The organism is Pseudoalteromonas distincta (assembly GCF_005877035.1).
In the GTDB taxonomy this organism is placed as follows: Bacteria; Pseudomonadota; Gammaproteobacteria; order Enterobacterales; family Alteromonadaceae; genus Pseudoalteromonas; species Pseudoalteromonas distincta.
In genome coordinates, this window is record NZ_CP040558.1 from 2,447,394 (window position 1) to 2,464,306 (window position 16,913).

The 16,913-nt window shown below is 37.1% G+C and carries 14 protein-coding genes; 7 read left to right on the forward strand and 7 right to left on the reverse strand.

Going from position 1 to position 16,913, the window contains the following annotated elements; all coding sequences use genetic code 11:
* Positions 1 to 66: 66 nt before the first annotated feature.
* Complete coding sequence (locus FFU37_RS10915; protein WP_024598254.1) at positions 67 to 1,998, reverse strand: alpha/beta hydrolase family protein; 1,932 nt, start codon at positions 1,996 to 1,998, stop codon at positions 67 to 69.
* Positions 1,999 to 2,041: 43 nt separating this feature from the next.
* On the reverse strand, positions 2,042 to 2,650 hold the full coding sequence (locus tag FFU37_RS10920; RefSeq protein WP_138489483.1) for a flavin reductase family protein: 609 nt from the start codon (positions 2,648 to 2,650) through the stop codon (positions 2,042 to 2,044).
* A 120-nt stretch (positions 2,651 to 2,770) separates the two neighbouring features.
* On the opposite strand from FFU37_RS10920, the gene FFU37_RS10925 reads away from it, so the two are divergent.
* From FFU37_RS10925 to FFU37_RS10935, 3 genes are all read left to right on the forward strand, one after another.
* Complete coding sequence (locus tag FFU37_RS10925; protein WP_138489484.1) at positions 2,771 to 4,288, forward strand: cryptochrome/deoxyribodipyrimidine photo-lyase family protein; 1,518 nt, start codon at positions 2,771 to 2,773, stop codon at positions 4,286 to 4,288.
* 2 nt (positions 4,289 to 4,290) lie between these two features.
* Positions 4,291 to 4,431 (forward strand): DUF2256 domain-containing protein, encoded by a 141-nt coding sequence (locus FFU37_RS10930; RefSeq protein ID WP_002958154.1) that lies wholly within the window; start codon positions 4,291 to 4,293, stop codon positions 4,429 to 4,431.
* 124 nt (positions 4,432 to 4,555) lie between these two features.
* Positions 4,556 to 4,993 (forward strand): OsmC family protein, encoded by a 438-nt coding sequence (locus tag FFU37_RS10935; RefSeq protein WP_024593544.1) that lies wholly within the window; start codon positions 4,556 to 4,558, stop codon positions 4,991 to 4,993.
* Positions 4,994 to 5,069: 76 nt separating this feature from the next.
* Here FFU37_RS10935 and FFU37_RS10940 read toward each other — a convergent pair whose 3' ends face one another.
* The gene (locus FFU37_RS10940) at positions 5,070 to 5,252 is read right to left on the reverse strand and encodes a 2TM domain-containing protein (protein ID WP_138489485.1); all 183 of its coding nucleotides are present in this window, start codon (positions 5,250 to 5,252) and stop codon (positions 5,070 to 5,072) included.
* A 217-nt stretch (positions 5,253 to 5,469) separates the two neighbouring features.
* On the opposite strand from FFU37_RS10940, the gene FFU37_RS10945 reads away from it, so the two are divergent.
* Positions 5,470 to 6,246: an EAL domain-containing protein gene (locus FFU37_RS10945; protein WP_138489486.1), complete on the forward strand. Its 777-nt coding sequence runs from the start codon at positions 5,470 to 5,472 to the stop codon at positions 6,244 to 6,246.
* A 47-nt stretch (positions 6,247 to 6,293) separates the two neighbouring features.
* Here the strand turns inward: FFU37_RS10945 and FFU37_RS10950 are convergent, their stop codons facing one another.
* On the reverse strand, positions 6,294 to 7,781 hold the full coding sequence (locus FFU37_RS10950) for a dipeptidase (protein WP_138489487.1): 1,488 nt from the start codon (positions 7,779 to 7,781) through the stop codon (positions 6,294 to 6,296).
* Between the two features lie 136 nt (positions 7,782 to 7,917).
* Between FFU37_RS10950 and FFU37_RS10955 the strand changes: the two genes are divergently transcribed.
* Entirely contained in the window at positions 7,918 to 8,109 is a 192-nt protein-coding gene (locus tag FFU37_RS10955; RefSeq protein ID WP_138489488.1) for a DUF2986 domain-containing protein, read from the forward strand.
* A gap of 2 nt (positions 8,110 to 8,111) precedes the next feature.
* Here FFU37_RS10955 and FFU37_RS10960 read toward each other — a convergent pair whose 3' ends face one another.
* Positions 8,112 to 9,074 carry a TDT family transporter gene (locus FFU37_RS10960; RefSeq protein WP_138489489.1) on the reverse strand — a complete coding sequence of 321 codons (963 nt, stop codon included), beginning with the start codon at positions 9,072 to 9,074 and terminating at the stop codon, positions 8,112 to 8,114.
* 211 nt (positions 9,075 to 9,285) lie between these two features.
* Positions 9,286 to 11,451, reverse strand: coding sequence for a TonB-dependent receptor (locus FFU37_RS10965; protein WP_138489490.1), 2,166 nt, complete (start codon positions 11,449 to 11,451; stop codon positions 9,286 to 9,288).
* A gap of 404 nt (positions 11,452 to 11,855) precedes the next feature.
* Here FFU37_RS10965 and FFU37_RS10970 point away from each other — a divergent pair, with 404 nt between their 5' ends.
* Complete coding sequence (locus tag FFU37_RS10970) at positions 11,856 to 13,775, forward strand: alpha/beta hydrolase family protein (protein ID WP_039487201.1); 1,920 nt, start codon at positions 11,856 to 11,858, stop codon at positions 13,773 to 13,775.
* A gap of 219 nt (positions 13,776 to 13,994) precedes the next feature.
* Here the strand turns inward: FFU37_RS10970 and FFU37_RS10975 are convergent, their stop codons facing one another.
* Positions 13,995 to 15,293, reverse strand: coding sequence for a methyl-accepting chemotaxis protein (locus FFU37_RS10975; protein ID WP_138489491.1), 1,299 nt, complete (start codon positions 15,291 to 15,293; stop codon positions 13,995 to 13,997).
* A gap of 360 nt (positions 15,294 to 15,653) precedes the next feature.
* Between FFU37_RS10975 and FFU37_RS10980 the strand changes: the two genes are divergently transcribed.
* Complete coding sequence (locus FFU37_RS10980) at positions 15,654 to 16,859, forward strand: MFS transporter (RefSeq protein ID WP_138489492.1); 1,206 nt, start codon at positions 15,654 to 15,656, stop codon at positions 16,857 to 16,859.
* Positions 16,860 to 16,913 lie beyond the last annotated feature (54 nt).

Sequence of the window (16,913 nt, forward strand, 5' to 3'; positions counted from 1 at the left end):
CAAAGGAAAATTGTGATCAAAAAAAGACAACCTAAGTTGTCTTTTTGCTATTTAACTGGAGTCTGGCTATTTATTTTTTTTCAAATGTTTATCAAAAAAGTCTAAAAATGCCTGAAGAGTTTTAACTCTGTGCTCTTGATAAGATAAGTAATGATCGCCATCCTCAAGCTCAATATAAGTAACATCTTTTGCTTCATCATCAAGTTCATCCTGCATTTCTCTACTATGATAAACAGGTACCACACTGTCGTCAGTTCCATGTACAAGCAATATTGGTCTTGTTATTTTTTTAGCAAAATTCACTGGAGAATTAGCTTCTAGTAAATCATCATCAGTTCCAAACTGCTTTCTAACGATATTTTTGTTTGTAAAGTGTCGTGCTTTACTCACTAAATACTGTAAATCACTTACCCCAGCAAAACTAGCTGCACATTTAAACGTTTCTGGGTGCTTAATTACAGCCATTAACGCTGCATAGCCACCATAGCTAGCACCACCAATACAAATGCTATCTGCTTGTGCTATTCCTTGGTCAATTAACCAGTTTGCACCGTCTTGCAAGTCATCTTGCATAGCCAAACCAAAACCTTGGATTGACTGCATTAAAAAGTCGTGCCCATAGCCACTCGAACCACGGAAATTAGGCTGTAAAACAGCATATCCGTTATAGGCTAATAAAGCTGTCCAGTAATCAAAATTAGCATAATCCCTTGCCATGGGGCCGCCATGTGGAAATATAATTGTTGGTAACTTATCACCTTCTTTATATTCTACTGGTAGAGTTAGATAGCCTTCTATTTTCAAGCCATCTCTTGCCTTGTAGCTAATGCGCTTTTTGCCTCTGTATACAGAGGCATCTATTTGCGGATAAACATCAGCAATTGCACTCACCTGCTTTTTTACTCTATCCCCAAATAAATAACTACCCGACGTTTTGTCTGAGCTAATATAGAGTATATATTTTTGCTGATCTTTACTGGTACTTACAATGTCTAATTTATATTCATCTTTAGGGAGCGATACGCGCAAAGAACGATGTAATTTATCTAAGTCTTTATCCCAATATTTAATACCATCATCTAAATGGGAATCAGTAAAGCCTGCAACTTCGCCAGTTTGTTGTGAATAAAAAATAGACCCATCAAAATCATATTTACTATTACTGTAAATTAGCTCGCGAGCTTTAGTCGTTAAATTGAGTTTAAATAATGCATCGCGCCCCTCATGTAACGCAGTGATGTATAAAAAATTAGAGTCTTTATCAAACCCTAATATAGAAATACTTTGCTTACTAAAAACCTCATAATCAAATAAAGTTTCCCACGACTGTTTATTCTCATCAAAATAATCGTAAGTAAATTGCGTATCGTCCATTTTTTTTGCAATACGAACTTTACCTTGCCTATCGGCAAACCAAGTAACAACATTACTGCGTGGCCTTTGTATTTGGGTCTTACGTAATGTGGTTAAATCTAACTCATAAACTGCTGGGGTATTTGCTATTTTAAAATCCCCTTGAACTAAAATTTTATTTTCTTTTTCAGGTAAAAAACTAACAATTCGGTCTGAATATTGTGGCTGGATTTCATCTCTTACTGTGTTGGCTTTAAAAGCTAATTTAAGACCTTTATCATTTTTAAAGTTATACGCATACATAAGCGTTGATGTATATTTAACTCCGCCAAACTGATATTTTATATAGCGAGCACCAAGTAATAGTACGTCATCATTTGCCCAGTTATACCAATCAAAAAACACTGTATGGTTATTTGAGTTTATAATTGGTGTAGTAACCCCCGTCTCCAAGTTTTTAACCATTAAGATTAAAGTACCTTGATGATTTCTTACAAAAGCGAGGTTCTTACCATTGGGAGATAGCTTAACTTGGCTAAAATCTTTTAAGCCTGCAAAAACTTCTATAGGTAGTTTTTTATCTTGTGTGGCAAAAGAGCCAAAACTTTGCAAAGCAATTAACAAAGTGAAAATGAACTTAAACATTCGTAAATCCTTTTATTATTGTATTCCTAAGTAAACGATTATTTCACAACTGTGGCCTTTTAAGCAAAAACTTATCTTTGGTTGTACTAAAGTAATCGCCGCCCATTTTGCCCACTGCATTTAATAATTCAGGGTCAATATAGCCACCACTCATCACTTCATCGTCTATACAAATACCCACTACATCCAGCAACATCATTTTTCCGCCGCCAGGCTCATTTGAAATACTAATAACTTCGCGTAACTTACATTCAAACCGTACTTTTGAATCGGCAACGCTTGGCGCGTTAACTAACTTACTTGGAGCTTGGGCAATGTTAGCTGCATCAAATTCGCTTATATCACTAGGATAATTTGCACAACTTTGATTCATTTTTTCAACTAGCTCTTGGCTAACTATATTAACCACACATTCTTTAGTTGCCATTAGATTACTGAGCGTATCTTTATTCGTTTTATCACTAGGGTTTACTTGCGTAACACTTAAAACAGGTGGCTTGCAGCTAGCCACAGTAAAAAATGAATAAGGCGCAATATTTGCAATACCTTCGCTATTTAATGTACTTATCCATGCGATAGGCCTTGGGCTGATAGCGCCTACTAAGTAAGAGTAAACATTTTGGTTGGTATTTTCGGTGAGATCTAAAAACATACATTTCCTTTTAATACATTAAAACTAAATCTTAATTCAAGGTAGTTACGTATAGGTTTGGCTAACTCAATTAAATAACAAGTTAATTTTTATTTCTATTTAAAGCAATAAACCAATTATATGAAAATAAACATCGTGTGGTTTAAACGTGATTTACGTCTTAGCGATCATCAACCATTAAAAAATGCATTTAGTAATGGCTTACCGACCCTGTTACTTTATAACTTTGAGCCATTACTGCTCGAAGATGCACACTACAATGAGCGGCACTGGCGCTTTGTGTATCAATCAATAGTTGAGTTAAATAATCAGCTAGCGCGTTTTAACGCCTGTGTTTATATATTTAATTTAAATATGAACGATTTACTTGAGTCGATAAAGGCGCAGTTTGAAATAGTTAATATTTTTAGCCATCAAGAAATAGGCTTAAACAACACCTTTGAGCGCGATAAAGCTATTAAAACTTGGTGCCAGAGTAACCACATTAACTGGCAAGAGTCGCAAACAGGCGCGGTAATTCGCGGCAAAAAAAATCGTAATAATTGGAACGAACGCTGGCAGCAAACAATGCAAGCACCTATTGCAGTTCCTAATTGGAAGAGTATAAAAACAATTACTCTTAATAACTATCAAGCACCTGAGCTGCCTAGCGCTTTCACGCAAGATCACGACAGCTTTCAACAAGGCGGTCCGCTGCATGCGCGAACTGTAATGCAGAGCTTTTTTGCCGAGCGTGGTAAAGGTTATCAAAAAGGAATATCGAGCCCAAGTTTAAGCCAAACCCACTGCTCTCGGCTTTCCCCGTATTTAGCGTGGGGGAACATTAGCCTTAGGCAAGTGTATCAAATGGCCATTGATGAATATCATTCAAAACACCCTGACAAAAGAGGTTGGAAACGCCCACTAGCAGCGTTTGTATCGCGCTTGCATTGGCACTGCCACTTTATGCAAAAGTTTGAAAGCGAGTGCTCCATGGAGTTTTTAGCCCTTAATCCGGGTTATCACGTATTTCCGTATCGTGATGATGACCGTGTGAAAAACGATATTGAACGCTGGGCGCAAGGTCAAACCGGTATTCCCATTATTGACGCTTGCATGCGCTGCTTAAAAGCCACCGGTTATATCAACTTTAGAATGCGCGCCATGCTTGTAAGCTTTGTCACGCATCATTTAAATATAAGTTGGCAGCAAGCAAGCTTTCCGCTCGCTAATTACTTTTTAGATTTTGAGCCAGGGATTCATTATCCGCAAATTCAAATGCAAGCCTCGGTCACAGGTATTAATACCATTAGGCACTACAACCCAATTAAACAATCAGAAGATCAAGACCCAACAGGTTCGTTTATTAAAAAGTGGTGCCCAGAGCTTGAAAAACTCCCTATTGAATATTTACATCAGCCTTGGGAGCAAACTCCGATGGAAGCACTCTTTAACGACTTTAAGTTAGGGGAGGATTACCCTGAACCCATGCTTGATTTAACAGCGGCTTCAAAAGAAGCACGCGAGCGCTTATGGCAATACCGTGAGCGAGCCGATGTTAAACGCGCCATAGGGAAAATTCTTAGAAGGCACGTAGCAATTACGCCAAAAACAACCCAAGTAAAAAATAACACTAAAAGTAACAGTAAGGCTAAGTAAGCATGGCGCACAAAAAACTAAACTTACCTCAAAAAATATGCCCTATTTGTAATAAACCTTTTACGTGGCGTAAAAAATGGCAGCGCGACTGGGATAACGTTATTTACTGCTCAGAGCGCTGTAAACGAAATAAACAGGGATAACAATTAACTGGCGCCTATTTTGCAGCATCATCTGTAATTAGTGCTTTTAAGGCTTTATGTAAGCTTATTTTGTAAATAACGCTTATCTAACCTGAAAAGCTTACACTCAAGCAAGGAGAAGATGATGACGATTAAAAAAACGGCAAGTTCAACATGGTCTGGCGACATTAAAACAGGCAAAGGTAGCATATCAACTCAAAGTGGCGCGCTTAACAAACAACCTTACGGTTTTAATACCCGCTTTGAAGATGAGGCAGGCTCAAATCCTGAAGAATTAGTAGGTGCAGCGCACAGTGCATGTTTTAGTATGGCGCTTTCACTTGCATTAGGTGATGCAGGCTTTACCGCAGATAAAATTGATACTAAAGCCACTGTAAGCCTTGATGAAGTAGATGATGGTTTTTCGGTGACGCATATTGCCCTTGAGGTAAAAGCACGTATTGATGATATTCAAAACGAGCAGTTTCAAGCCTTATGTGAGCAAACCAAAAAGAGCTGCCCTATTTCAAAACTCTTAAATACCGAAATATCACTAGATGCGACACTTCAATCAGCATTTTAAATATTCAGGTTTAGGCTATTGTAAGTAGAACACATTAAATTAAAGTCAAGTAAATTATTACTTGGCTTACTAATCATCAAGATACCTTTTTAGAGCTGCTTATACCTAAGATTTCAGACAATAAAGCGATCCCCATGCCAAGCGCGGGCCAAATCACCCATAAGGTGTTTGGTGATGTAATTAAATTAATTAATCCTAAAAACACTAAAGCAACTGCATACTGTTTAAAACTTTGAAATATTGTTGTTGATGTATTCATGTTTATCCTCCTGTTAATGCATAAATCTATTTTTATATAAAAAAGAAATACAAACCCCTGCCAAATGTCATTAAATAGCATGACATTAGTCATCATATTACTCACATATAAATAATTACTTATTACGTTAAAAAAAATACAAACTAATGCTTTAATCTGTTTGTGTTAGCATCTACCCTCAACTAACTTTAAAAATAAACATAAGAGGATGAACTAAGTGATCGAAAAATCAAAAGATTGTGAAAAAGTGACATGTAGTAATTGTGCTGACGCCAACGATCTTGAATTTGATTTTTCTATGGCTTTTCAACCGATTATAAACTGTAAAACTCGCCTAATTTATGGCTATGAAGCATTGGTTAGAGGTTTAAATGGCGAGTCTGCTTATTCAATTATTTCAAAAGTGAATGAAGACAACCGCTATGCATTTGATCAGCTTTGTCGTATTAAAGCCATTCAACTAGCCGCAAAGCTGGACATAACATCAATGCTAAGCATTAACTTTTTACCTAATGCTATTTATAAACCAGAGCGATGTATACGCACCACACTAGAAGCTGCAAAAAAGTATAACTTCCCAATTCAAAATATTATGTTTGAATTTACTGAAGTAGAAAAAATAGAAGACACCGCACACATTAAACGCATTGTTGATTACTATCAGTCTCTCGGATTTAAAACCGCCACCGATGACTTTGGTGTAGGTTATTCTGGTTTAAATCTACTGGCTGACTTTCAAACAGATATTATCAAGCTGGATATGGCGCTCATACGCGATATTAACAACGACAAAAAACGCCAACTAATAGTAACTCATTGCTTAAATATGTTTCGCGATTTAAACATAACCGCACTAGCTGAAGGCATTGAAAAAGTAGAAGAATATAAGTGGCTTAAAAACGCAGGTGTTGAGCTTATGCAAGGGTATTTATTTGCCAAACCAAGCTTTGAAAACTTGCCTGAGGTAAATTTTAAGGACATAGGTGCTGATTAGTACTCAACACCTATTATTAAACCTTATTGAGCCTAAGTACGTTTAAACTACATATTACCTAGCTCTATCATCATCGCTGTGTACATACGTAAATTAAGCTCAAGTTGCTCAAGTGTCATAAATTCATGCTCTGAGTGACCTGTGTAGCGCTTACCCGGCATTGAAGGACCAAACGATACCGCATTATCAAACAGCTTTGCGTTAGTGCCACCACCTATTGATACAAAGTCAGCTTTTTCGTCGCCCGTAAAATGCTTAAAAATATCAAGCAGCTTTTGCGCATGCGGCGCGCCATCAAGTAGCATAGGTGTGCCAATAATTGTTTCTATGTTGGCAAGCGTTACATTGTTAGTGGCTTGCCAATTAGCGAGCGCATCATCAATTTGCTTTTGTAATACAGCTTCGTCTTTACCCATAGGGCGACGTGCATTTACAGCAAGTGTTAGCGCATTACCATCGCGCTCAATAACTGTTGGTGCCACTGTCATCGGGCCCATAAAGTCGTGCTTGTAAGCTATTTCGCCAAACTGTTTACCGTGAATGTCTAAACCTATTAACTGATTCACAAAGTCGATTAGCTCGCCGTCGCTGTTATTTTCAAGCTCGATACCTTTAAATAATTCGGCTAAATAAGCAATGGCATTTATACCCGACTCGGGCTCTGATGAATGCGCCGACATACCTTTAACACTTATTGCTAAGGCATCATTTTGCTCACTAAAGTTAAACTCAACTTTATTTAATGTTTTGGCTTTTGCTTTTAATGTATTAATAAGTGCCGCGTCTGCATTGTGAAGTACTAAGCTGGCGTCTTCTGGAATTTGGCTTCTAAACGCACCGCCAGTTACATCCTTTACATATAAACCCGTCTGTGGTGATGTTGCATTAAAAGTAGGTGCAATTAAGCTCCAGCCTTTCTCGGCAACCACTACAGGATATGATGCATCAATCGTTACTGCATATTTTGGTTGTTCATACGTTTTCATAAATTGAGTAAGCGGTCCCCAATCAGACTCCTCAGCAAGGTAAATCATAAGCTCAATTCGGTTATTAAGGGTTATGCCTTTATCTTTAATTGCTTTCATGGCGTAAAGCGCTGTTGCTATTGCACCTTTATCGTCTTCCGTACCACGACCAACTAATTTTCCCGGTTCAGATGTATCAATAATAAAAGGACTTTGTTTCCATTTGCTTGCATTAGCAGGTTGCACGTCGCCGTGGGTTACTACCGTTACTTTTTCGCTTTGCTCGCCCATACCAATTAATACGGTGTAGCCTAAATCTTGGTAGTCAAAACCAAGCTCTGCGGCTTTCATTTTTAAAAGTGCTTTAAAGCCAATAAAATCGGGATTTTGAGGAGTGCTAATGTCGCTTTTATTAACCGTCGGAAAAGCCACTAAGTTAGTTAGTGTGTGTATTTGAGCATTTTGGTAGGTATTTACTGCGTAATCGGCAACGCTATCAATATTTTTATTTAACTGCGCATGAGCGCTAAATGCAAATAAAGCAATACTGGCTAAAGCTAACTTTTTCAAAACAATTCCCATTTAATTAATAACTAAGAGCGGCAACTATAACGCTTGGAAGAGTTTACATATAGCACTTTGCGGTAAACGCACAAGTTACCTGAGTTAATATTTATATAGCGGCTTTTATGTGGATGGCTGTATAATGCGCGACTTAAAATTAACAGGGTATTTAATTGTGAACCGTCGTAAAAAAATCGTCACTAAATTTCAAAAGAAAGATAAACGCACTAACGCTAAATTGCATAAAAGCAACAAACCGTCTTATGTATCAAAAGCTGAGCGCGAAAAACTAGCTGAACAAGAAAGTAATGAGCCACAGGTAATCCAAGAGTAGCTTTATGTTACCTGTTGCTTTGATAATTTAAAGTGGCAAAAGTACCGACCACATACATAACCAACTACTGCCGTGGCAACTATAAGCTCAAACGTAGCTAAGTAATTAACCGCATCTACGTATGGTATTGCGAGGTTTATACTTTGCATCCAATCAGCCATTTTAAATAATGCAGTTGCCCCAATAACCATTGGAAACGTAAAGGCAGCGTAGCTAGGCGTAAAAGGTCTGCGTAATAACTTTATAAATAACACATAAACAATCAGTGTTTTTATTATCGCTAATATAAATAATGCCCCCACTATAACAAGTGATGGATTAGCTACAACATGAAAATACCCCGCTAATGTTAAACTGGCAGGCGCAGCTAAAATGGCAAGTGTTGGCTGTATTTCGTAGTCACTTTTTAATGCTAATAAAAAACGATAAAACATAATTGGCAGCATTATCGCGTACGTTGATATACCAATAATCAGCGCACTATAAGCTAACCACGCTAATGTCGGATTTCCCGAAAAAGTAATGTCTGCAATAATTATCCCTACTGGTGGCACAAACCAGCTGGGCGCCATATCCTCAAAGTTAAACTTTTTTGCTCGCTGGTATAAAAAGCTCACCAAAAATGTGAGATGCAGCACAAAAGCTAAAACCCACATAATATCACCAGCCAATGGGTTAAATTGCCCAATTGAGTTTGAAATAACAAGATTAGCCATTGCAAATGTAGGGATCACACTTCCTGCAACTGGGTGTGCTAAATCGGCTTTTAATAAATGGGGGTGTAGTAAAAACTTAGCAGCCAAAAGTAAAACTAATACGCTAGCAAAAACAGCTCCCAAAAATTGCCCGTAATAATTTAAATTAAAAACGTTTTCCCATGTCCACCCCATACTGGCAATACCCAAAGCTAAACCGGCCATAGCTGTTGGCGCACCCATCACTTTATTTTTAAATTGCTTAAACACTGTATTTCCTAATCATTGGGTGATGAACAAGTTACTGCTTTTTACTGCATTGCCTTAAAATAACGCTGTAAAATTAGTACAAGCGTGCTTAATAGAACGCTTTTTGCGTACAAATATTTCATAAAAATAAGTTTACGGCTTACATATTAAAGCGTATGAAAAAAGCCATAACACAGTTATGGCTTTTACTTTATTTTAAAATTTAATTTAGTTAAAACGCGTAACTAATGCTTACATTAAATGAACGACCCTGCCCAGCAAGTTGTTCAAACCCGTTGCTGCTATCTTGTTTAAGTGCTGCAATACTTACGCCGCCTAGTGGGAGTTGGTAGTACTCATCAAACACGTTACTCACTTCTGCGCTTAGCGTTAATGAATCCCATGTGGCTTTAGAGCTTAAATTAACCAAGCTGTAGCTGTCTGTTTGGTTTTCAAAACGATTATTATCTACACGGGTTTTAGTATCTACCCACTGCCAAGATAACGCATTTTCAAATCGACCCATTTGCTGGCTAATACCTAGCTGGGTTTGCAGTGGTTTAATTTGATAAAGCGGTTGGTTAGTATCGTCTCGCTTACCTCTGGTATTAGTAACATTAGCGTGTAACTGCCAGTTACCTAATTGCTTAGATTCATAAATGTTGGCTGTTAAATCTATTTTTGCACCATATAAAATGGCATCTACATTAGTAAACTGCAAAATGTTACGCGCTGTGTTGTCCAAGTCATAACTATTGAAGCTTCTTACAATATCAGCATCAATATAATCATTCACATCTGTATACCAAACATTGGTGCTTAATCGCCAACGGTCATCTTTAGCCTGCTTAATATAAGTAGCACTTAAAGTATGCGCTGTTTCAACGTCTAAATCAGGGTTACCAATATAGCCATTACCATCGCCATACCAACCAATCATGGTGGTTGCCATATTACTTACGCCCCAGCTGTATCGCTCGTATAAATTAGGCGCGCGGTTTTTACGGGCAAGACCAAATTGCAGCTCATCATAATTTGTTATTTGGTAGTTAATTAAAAAGTTAGCATCAACTATAGTGTCGGTTTTATCTCTGTCGCCAGCATTAAAGTTCTGTGCAGCAACTGTATTATCTGTAGACGTATCGCTCATGGTCATACTTTCCATACTGCCCATATCGCTCATATCGTCCATATCCATCATGCTCATACCGTCGTTGTAAGGCTGAACCTCTCCAACGTGGGTATTAATACTTTCAATACGTACACCTGCGTTTAGCCACAGTTTTGTATTTATTTGGCTCTCATATTCAGCAAATGCTGCTATGCGCTCTCGTTTGCCATTATTTATATTTACGTAATCGTTTGGTCCCATCATGGTTGAGCCTTCAATACCTGGCCACCAATCATCAATGCTGTAATTGTAATATTCTTGGCCGAGTAAAATACTGCTGTTTTTATCAAGCGCGATACGCCATTTAAGCTGCGTACTTATATCTTGTGCATCGGTTTTCATTCGCATCATGCCTGTTTTTTCTTCACCGAAAAAACCCATTTCGTGCTTTACGCTATGCCAGTTAACTTGCCCTTCAAGCTCGCTGCTTTCAAAGGAGCGCTTGTATTGAGCTATTGCACCGTAACTGGTGTTATCGGTCATATCCATATACTGATTTGCAAATCCTTGATACGGGATTTTTTGATGCGTTAGCTTTATCACTAATTGCTGTTTATCATCGCGCATAGCGGCGGTTAAACTATGATTTTGTGCTCGATACAATGTATCTAATACTACATCGCTGTTACCGTCTTCATAACTATCTGCGTCACTAAACGAGCCCTGATAATTAAGGCTAAACGTGTCACTAGCTAAACGTGCACCTATGCCAAGTTTACGTCCGTTATCAACGCTGCTGTACTTTGCTGACACATAACCTGAGTGCCAACCCAATTCACTGCTATCGCTATACTGTGGTGAAATAGAATTAACGCTTATTACGCCAGCAATATTATCGCCGCCCGCACTCACTGGCGACACGCCTGCAGCCACATTGTAAGACGAAATTTGATTAGCCGAGATATACGACAGTGGCGGGTTCATGTGATTAGCGCATGCAGCGGTTACATCTGCACCATCAACTAACACTTTAACTCTGTCGCCCATTAAACCATTTAAAATAGGGAGGTTAGATACGCCGCCCGCATCTGAAAAGTCGACGCCTAAATCACTTAATAACGATTCTGAGGAACCAAGTGCTAAATGCTTATTTTGAGCATGTCCGTGTACTTCAATTACTTCTAAAGACGTATCGTCGGAAAATGCAAAAGGAGATAGCACACAGCTAATAAAAAGTGCGACAGGGGAAAGTAAGTAAGTTTTTTGAGTTTTGCTTTTATAAACCATTGTTAATTTATGCCACTGTAATAATTGGCGTAATTATAGTGTGAACTACAAAAGCAAAAGCGCGACATATTGTCGCACTTTATCAAATTAGCATGATCTTAAGTGCTTTTATTATACGAATCGACCTAGGTTTAATTAAAAAATTGGAGTGAAAATTTTATCTATTTTATTAATTTTTGACTAATGGCAGAACATAAGGCCCATTACATTTAGTTATATTTTTAATTAACTCCCAGAAATACAGCTCACTTTACAATAGCTAAAAGTATTTTATTTATATTTAATTTACAAAGCATTACAATTAAATTCACAAAAAAGAGGAAAAAAGAGGAAAAACACAATAAAATAGAGTTGTTAAATAAAGGTTACTAAAAACACAAGAACACTGTAAAAAAGGAAGTGAAATGTTAACAAGAAGTTTTATAGCTTTGTGCTTAATGATATTAAGCTTTAATTTACATAGTAAAAATACATTAGAAGATTTTTTTGATGTAAGTGGTTATGTTGAAGTGAAAATATCTCCTGGCGGTCAATTTTATTCTATAACTTATAATGAAGACACTGAAGTAAAGCTAGTTATTCTAGAAAAAGATACAGGTAAAACGACTGCCGCATTTTCTTTCGGAGAATATCAAAAAATACAAACGGTTACTTGGCTTAACGACGAAAGATTTATGATGTCAGTCGCAAAAACTGTAGGCTACTTAGATACAAAAGGAAGTCGTCCTTATTACGTTGCAGCTAATTTTGATGGTTCTAACCGCAGAGAAATTTTATTTTCAAACACTTCTTTTATTAATATAATCAGTATATTACCAAACGATAAAGAAAACATTCTAGTCACTAAAGGCCACTATAATGACGATTTTGCAGTAAAAGTTCATAAACTTAATATTTATAACGGGAAAATGGACTATGTAGCAGGTCAGCCAAAAGAAGATGTTTTTGGTATAACTACAGATATTAGTGGTAATCCACGAATAGCATTCAGCTACAAAGAAGATAAAGAACAAGAGCTAGGTAAAGGTGACCTTAAAGCTTATTTTAGAAAGACAGTTAAAAGCGAGTGGCAGTCTTTAGATCTTAAGAAATTAAATTACAATAAAGGCGATCGACTGAATTTTCTAGGAATGAACTTAAAAGGTAATAAAGCTTTTATACTCAATGATTCAGGAAGAAAAACAATTGCAATTTATGCTCTTGATTTAGTCAATGAAGAACTTAGCCTTCTCGCCGCAAACGATAGCGTAAATATTACAGACGCAATTTTTGGGCCTCAAGGTAATGTAATTGGGGTAACTTTTGACCCTGATTACCCTCAATATAAGTACTTTGATTCAAACGATGAAAACGCTATTTATAAAAGCTTAAGCGACACTTTTAAAAACTATAGATTAGAATTCACAAGCCACTCTAAAAGTAAAAACTTAGCTGTTTTTAAAGTAGAAGCAGATACTACTCCAACTACATTTTATTTATATGATATTGAAAAAAAACAAGCATCATTTATTGCTTCAAGCTCACCTGAAATCGATAAAAAAAGTTTATCAACAATGGAACCATTTAAAATTAAAGCTCGTGATGGCGTAGATTTAAGTGGGTATTTAACAATACCAAAAGGGCTTGCAGATAAAAACCTACCTACTATCGTAGTGGCTCATGGCGGCCCTCATGGCCCAAGAGACTTTTGGGGATACAATAAAGAGGTGCAATACATCGCGTCATTAGGTTATGCCGTTATTCAAATAAATTTCAGAGGCTCTGGTGGTTATGGAAATGAATTTGAAAAAAGTGGTTATAAAAAGTGGGGGCGTGAAATGCAAGATGATGTCACAGACGCTACTTACTGGGCAATAAACCAAGGAATAACAGACAAAAACAGAATCTGTATATATGGTGGAAGTTATGGTGGTTATGCCGCATTAATGGGCGTTGTCCGAGAGCCAGATCTTTATAAATGTGCAATTGGCTACGTAGGTGTTTATTCAATACCGGAGATGAAGAAAAGTGGCGATATTCCGACTAGAGAATCTGGCAGAAAATATTTAGATATGGTGCATGGCACCGATTTAGAAGATATGCAAAATCGCTCACCATCTTTCAACGTTGATAAAATAAAAGCAAAGCTGTTTATTGCTCATGGTAAAGATGATGTGAGGGTCCCGATGGAGCAATATGAAGCTTTAACTAATGAACTAGATAGAATAAGTTACCCTTACGAGTCAATGGTTAGAGATGAAGGGCACGGCTATCATAAGCCAAAAAATCGCACCGAGTTTTATACAAGAATGGCTGTTTTTTTTGAAGAGAATTTAAATAAGTAAAATAAATTGGTACCAACTATTTTGTTGGTACCAATTCATTTAATTAAAAGGTCAATTTTGAGATAATAAATTGGGTCAATGATGTAATAAAAAACCTCCTTATTTAGTTGCTCTAGGTAATTACTCTTGCAAACACATGTCAGAATTTTTTAACAAAGTCAGGTTTAGTCTCCCAAGTTCATTAAGTATTACTGTAGATTGGTATAAATAAGATAAGTTCTATACATTTAACTCAGCGACTGTTTGAGAGACAATATCAGCCCCTCGCTCAATCTCTTTAATAACCTCAGATACATTCGCAATAAGCTCTCGGCCTTGCTCTGAAGAGTCTGAAACCGACGTAATTTGCCTTGATATATCATTAGTGAGCTCTTGGTTATTTTTAACAACGGTCGCTATTTCATTAGTTGAACTACTCGTACTGGCTGCAAGTTGCCTTACTTCGTCAGCTACTACGGCAAAACCTCGACCGTATTCACCAGCACGTGCAGCTTCAATAGCAGCATTGAGTGCAAGTAAATTAGTTTGATCAGCAATGCTGCTTATTGTAGAAACAATGGAGCCTATTACAGCTGATTGTTCATTAAGATTTTTAATTAAATCAACTGACTTAAGAACTTGGCTTACAATGGCATCTGAGTTTGCAACAGAGCTTTGTAATATTTCAGAACCTTTTTTAGCGGTTTGCGCTGTAGCTACCGCCGATTCATACGCGATTGCAGCGGCTTCAGTCACTGCATTATTATTGTGTATACGATCAGTAATATTTGATGCAAACTTAATTATTTTAATTACATTACCTTTGCTATCTAATATTGGGTTATAAGTAGCTTCTAGCCAAATTTCTGAACCGTCGGCGGCAATACGTTTAAATTTTCCTGACTTAAACTGCCCCTGCGCTAATTCATTCCAAAAGCGTGGATTTTTCTCATAAAACACTTTGGTACAAAACATTTTATGATGCTTACCTACAATATCTTTTAAGCTGTAGCCTACTGTTGCTAAAAAGTTTTGGTTTGCCTTTAAAATATTACCTTGTGGGGTAAACTCTATTGCAGCTAATGCTTTATCGAGTGCGTTTGCAATAGCTTCTTGTGCCTTTCGTTGTATATAACTGGTCGTAATATCAGAGGCTATTTTAATAACTTTAGTTACTACGCCGCGCTCTTCTACAGGAAAATAAGTTGCCTCAAGCCAAAGCTTATCGCCATTAGCTTTGTATCTTAAAAAAGAGCCTGCTTTAGACTTTCCTGCTTTTAAAGCTTGCCAAAACTGGCTGTATTCGTCTGATTTTGCATATTCAGGCTCGCAAAACATGCGATGATGCTTACCAATTATTTGCTCTTTTGTGTATCCAATTGTTGTTAAAAACAATTGGTTTGCATCTAATATTATTCCTTCAGGTGTAAATTCAATATAAGCCACATGCTTGTTAATTGCAGACAAGATAGACTCTTTTTGAATTAATTGAAGTTCCAGTTCTTCAATTTTTGCGTTCTTTTGGGAAATACCAAACATATAAAAAACCTTAAGGAGTAAATTAGCAAAAAATTAGTAAATTAATGCGATATCAATATGTAACTGTACTGTAAATATAAGCTTTAAATAACCTTTCGGCTAATATTTAATATCTTATACATATATGCTTTATAAATAGTTTTTTTATTTTATAAATATTAGGTGGTGTTTTCTTCTAATTAACATTTTAAAAACCTAACAAAAACACTAATTTATGCATGACTCTGTACTTTTTTTAACTTAAAATAGCGCTCTCACAGACTACCCTCTCACACCAAAGTTTAAGCATACATATAATATTTTCTATTCAGAATTTATTGTGCTGTTTCACTTTTAAAATTAAATCTTAAGGGATCATCTATGACATCAGATGTAACGTCGGCATCTAGTCAACTTAACAGAACCGCTATTTTACTCGTATTAGCGCTAGGCACATTTATTTTAGGATTATCTGAGTTTTCGATGATGCCTATGCTGCCACTAATTAGCGAAACATTTGGCTCAACGCCATCACAAAGTGGTTACGCAATTAGTGCTTACGCCATTGGTGTTGTAGTTGGCGCCCCTATTTTAATGCTCACTACTGCTAATATGAGAAAGCGCAAAGCATTGCTCATTTTTATAAGCTTAATGTTTATTTCAAATGGGTTGAGCGCGATGTCAACATCGCTTGAGCAACTTGTCATATTTAGATTTTTAAGTGGTTTACCTCATGGTGCATATTTTGGCGCGGCTATTTTATTAGCATCTGATATTGCCCCAAAAGGTAAGCGTGCTAGTTTTATGTCTAAGGTGTTTATGGGTTTAACTGTTGCCACTATTGTTGGTGTGCCTATTGTTACACTTGTTGGACAAAACCTAAGCTGGCGATACTGTTTAGCCGGCGCTGCAGTACTGGCCTTTATCGCTTTTATTTTTGTTTACAAAGTAGTTCCAAATATCGATAACGCTAAGCCTTCCAACTTACTAAACGAGTTTGGCGTACTTAAAAACAAACTGGTTTGGTCTATTTTGGGCATTGTGATTATTGGCTTTGGCGGAGTGTTTTGTATTTATACTTACATTGCCGACACCATATTAGTGGTAACAAAAACAGCCCCGTATACTATTTCTATCGCAATGGTAATGTTTGGTATCGGTTGTACACTCGGTAACTATGTACTAGGTAAAGCTGCCGATAAATCAGCAATTAAAACGACTGGCCTTGCGCTTGTATGTACTATTGTATTTGCCTTTGCATATGTAACGGCAAGCCATAATATTTGGGCTCTTTACGCGGTGATCTTCTTTATTGGTTGCAGTGTGGGCTTGGCTACGCTGATTCAAACGCTTTTAATGGATGTTGCGCCCGAAGGCCACGCTATGATTGGTGCCTTAGTACAGTGCGCATTTAATACTGCCAATGCTATAGGTCCTTGGGTTGGCGGAATTGCAATAGCGCAAGGTGCTGCACCAAATCAAACAGGTTACGTAGCAGCTGCATTGTTTTTAGGTGGTTTGGGTATGTGGCTATTAAGTTATTTACAACTAAACAAACAGCAACCAACAGCGCAAGCAGCTAATTAACTTGAGTTCTGGTTAATTTAAAATACAAAAAGAGCCGCTAATTAGCGGCTCTTT

Bases quoted from the DNA above. Each gene is read 5' to 3' on its own strand.
- FFU37_RS10980 (WP_138489492.1), top strand. From the start codon at position 15,654: ATGACATCAGATGTAACGTCGGCATCTAGTCAACTTAACAGAACCGCT.
- FFU37_RS10920 (WP_138489483.1), bottom strand. From the start codon at position 2,650: ATGTTTTTAGATCTCACCGAAAATACCAACCAAAATGTTTACTCTTAC.
- FFU37_RS10925 (WP_138489484.1), top strand. From the start codon at position 2,771: ATGAAAATAAACATCGTGTGGTTTAAACGTGATTTACGTCTTAGCGAT.
- FFU37_RS10930 (WP_002958154.1), top strand. From the start codon at position 4,291: ATGGCGCACAAAAAACTAAACTTACCTCAAAAAATATGCCCTATTTGT.
- FFU37_RS10975 (WP_138489491.1), bottom strand. From the start codon at position 15,293: ATGTTTGGTATTTCCCAAAAGAACGCAAAAATTGAAGAACTGGAACTT.
- FFU37_RS10970 (WP_039487201.1), top strand. From the start codon at position 11,856: ATGTTAACAAGAAGTTTTATAGCTTTGTGCTTAATGATATTAAGCTTT.
- FFU37_RS10965 (WP_138489490.1), bottom strand. From the start codon at position 11,451: ATGGTTTATAAAAGCAAAACTCAAAAAACTTACTTACTTTCCCCTGTC.
- FFU37_RS10940 (WP_138489485.1), bottom strand. From the start codon at position 5,252: ATGAATACATCAACAACAATATTTCAAAGTTTTAAACAGTATGCAGTT.
- FFU37_RS10915 (WP_024598254.1), bottom strand. From the start codon at position 1,998: ATGTTTAAGTTCATTTTCACTTTGTTAATTGCTTTGCAAAGTTTTGGC.
- FFU37_RS10935 (WP_024593544.1), top strand. From the start codon at position 4,556: ATGACGATTAAAAAAACGGCAAGTTCAACATGGTCTGGCGACATTAAA.
- FFU37_RS10955 (WP_138489488.1), top strand. From the start codon at position 7,918: ATGCGCGACTTAAAATTAACAGGGTATTTAATTGTGAACCGTCGTAAA.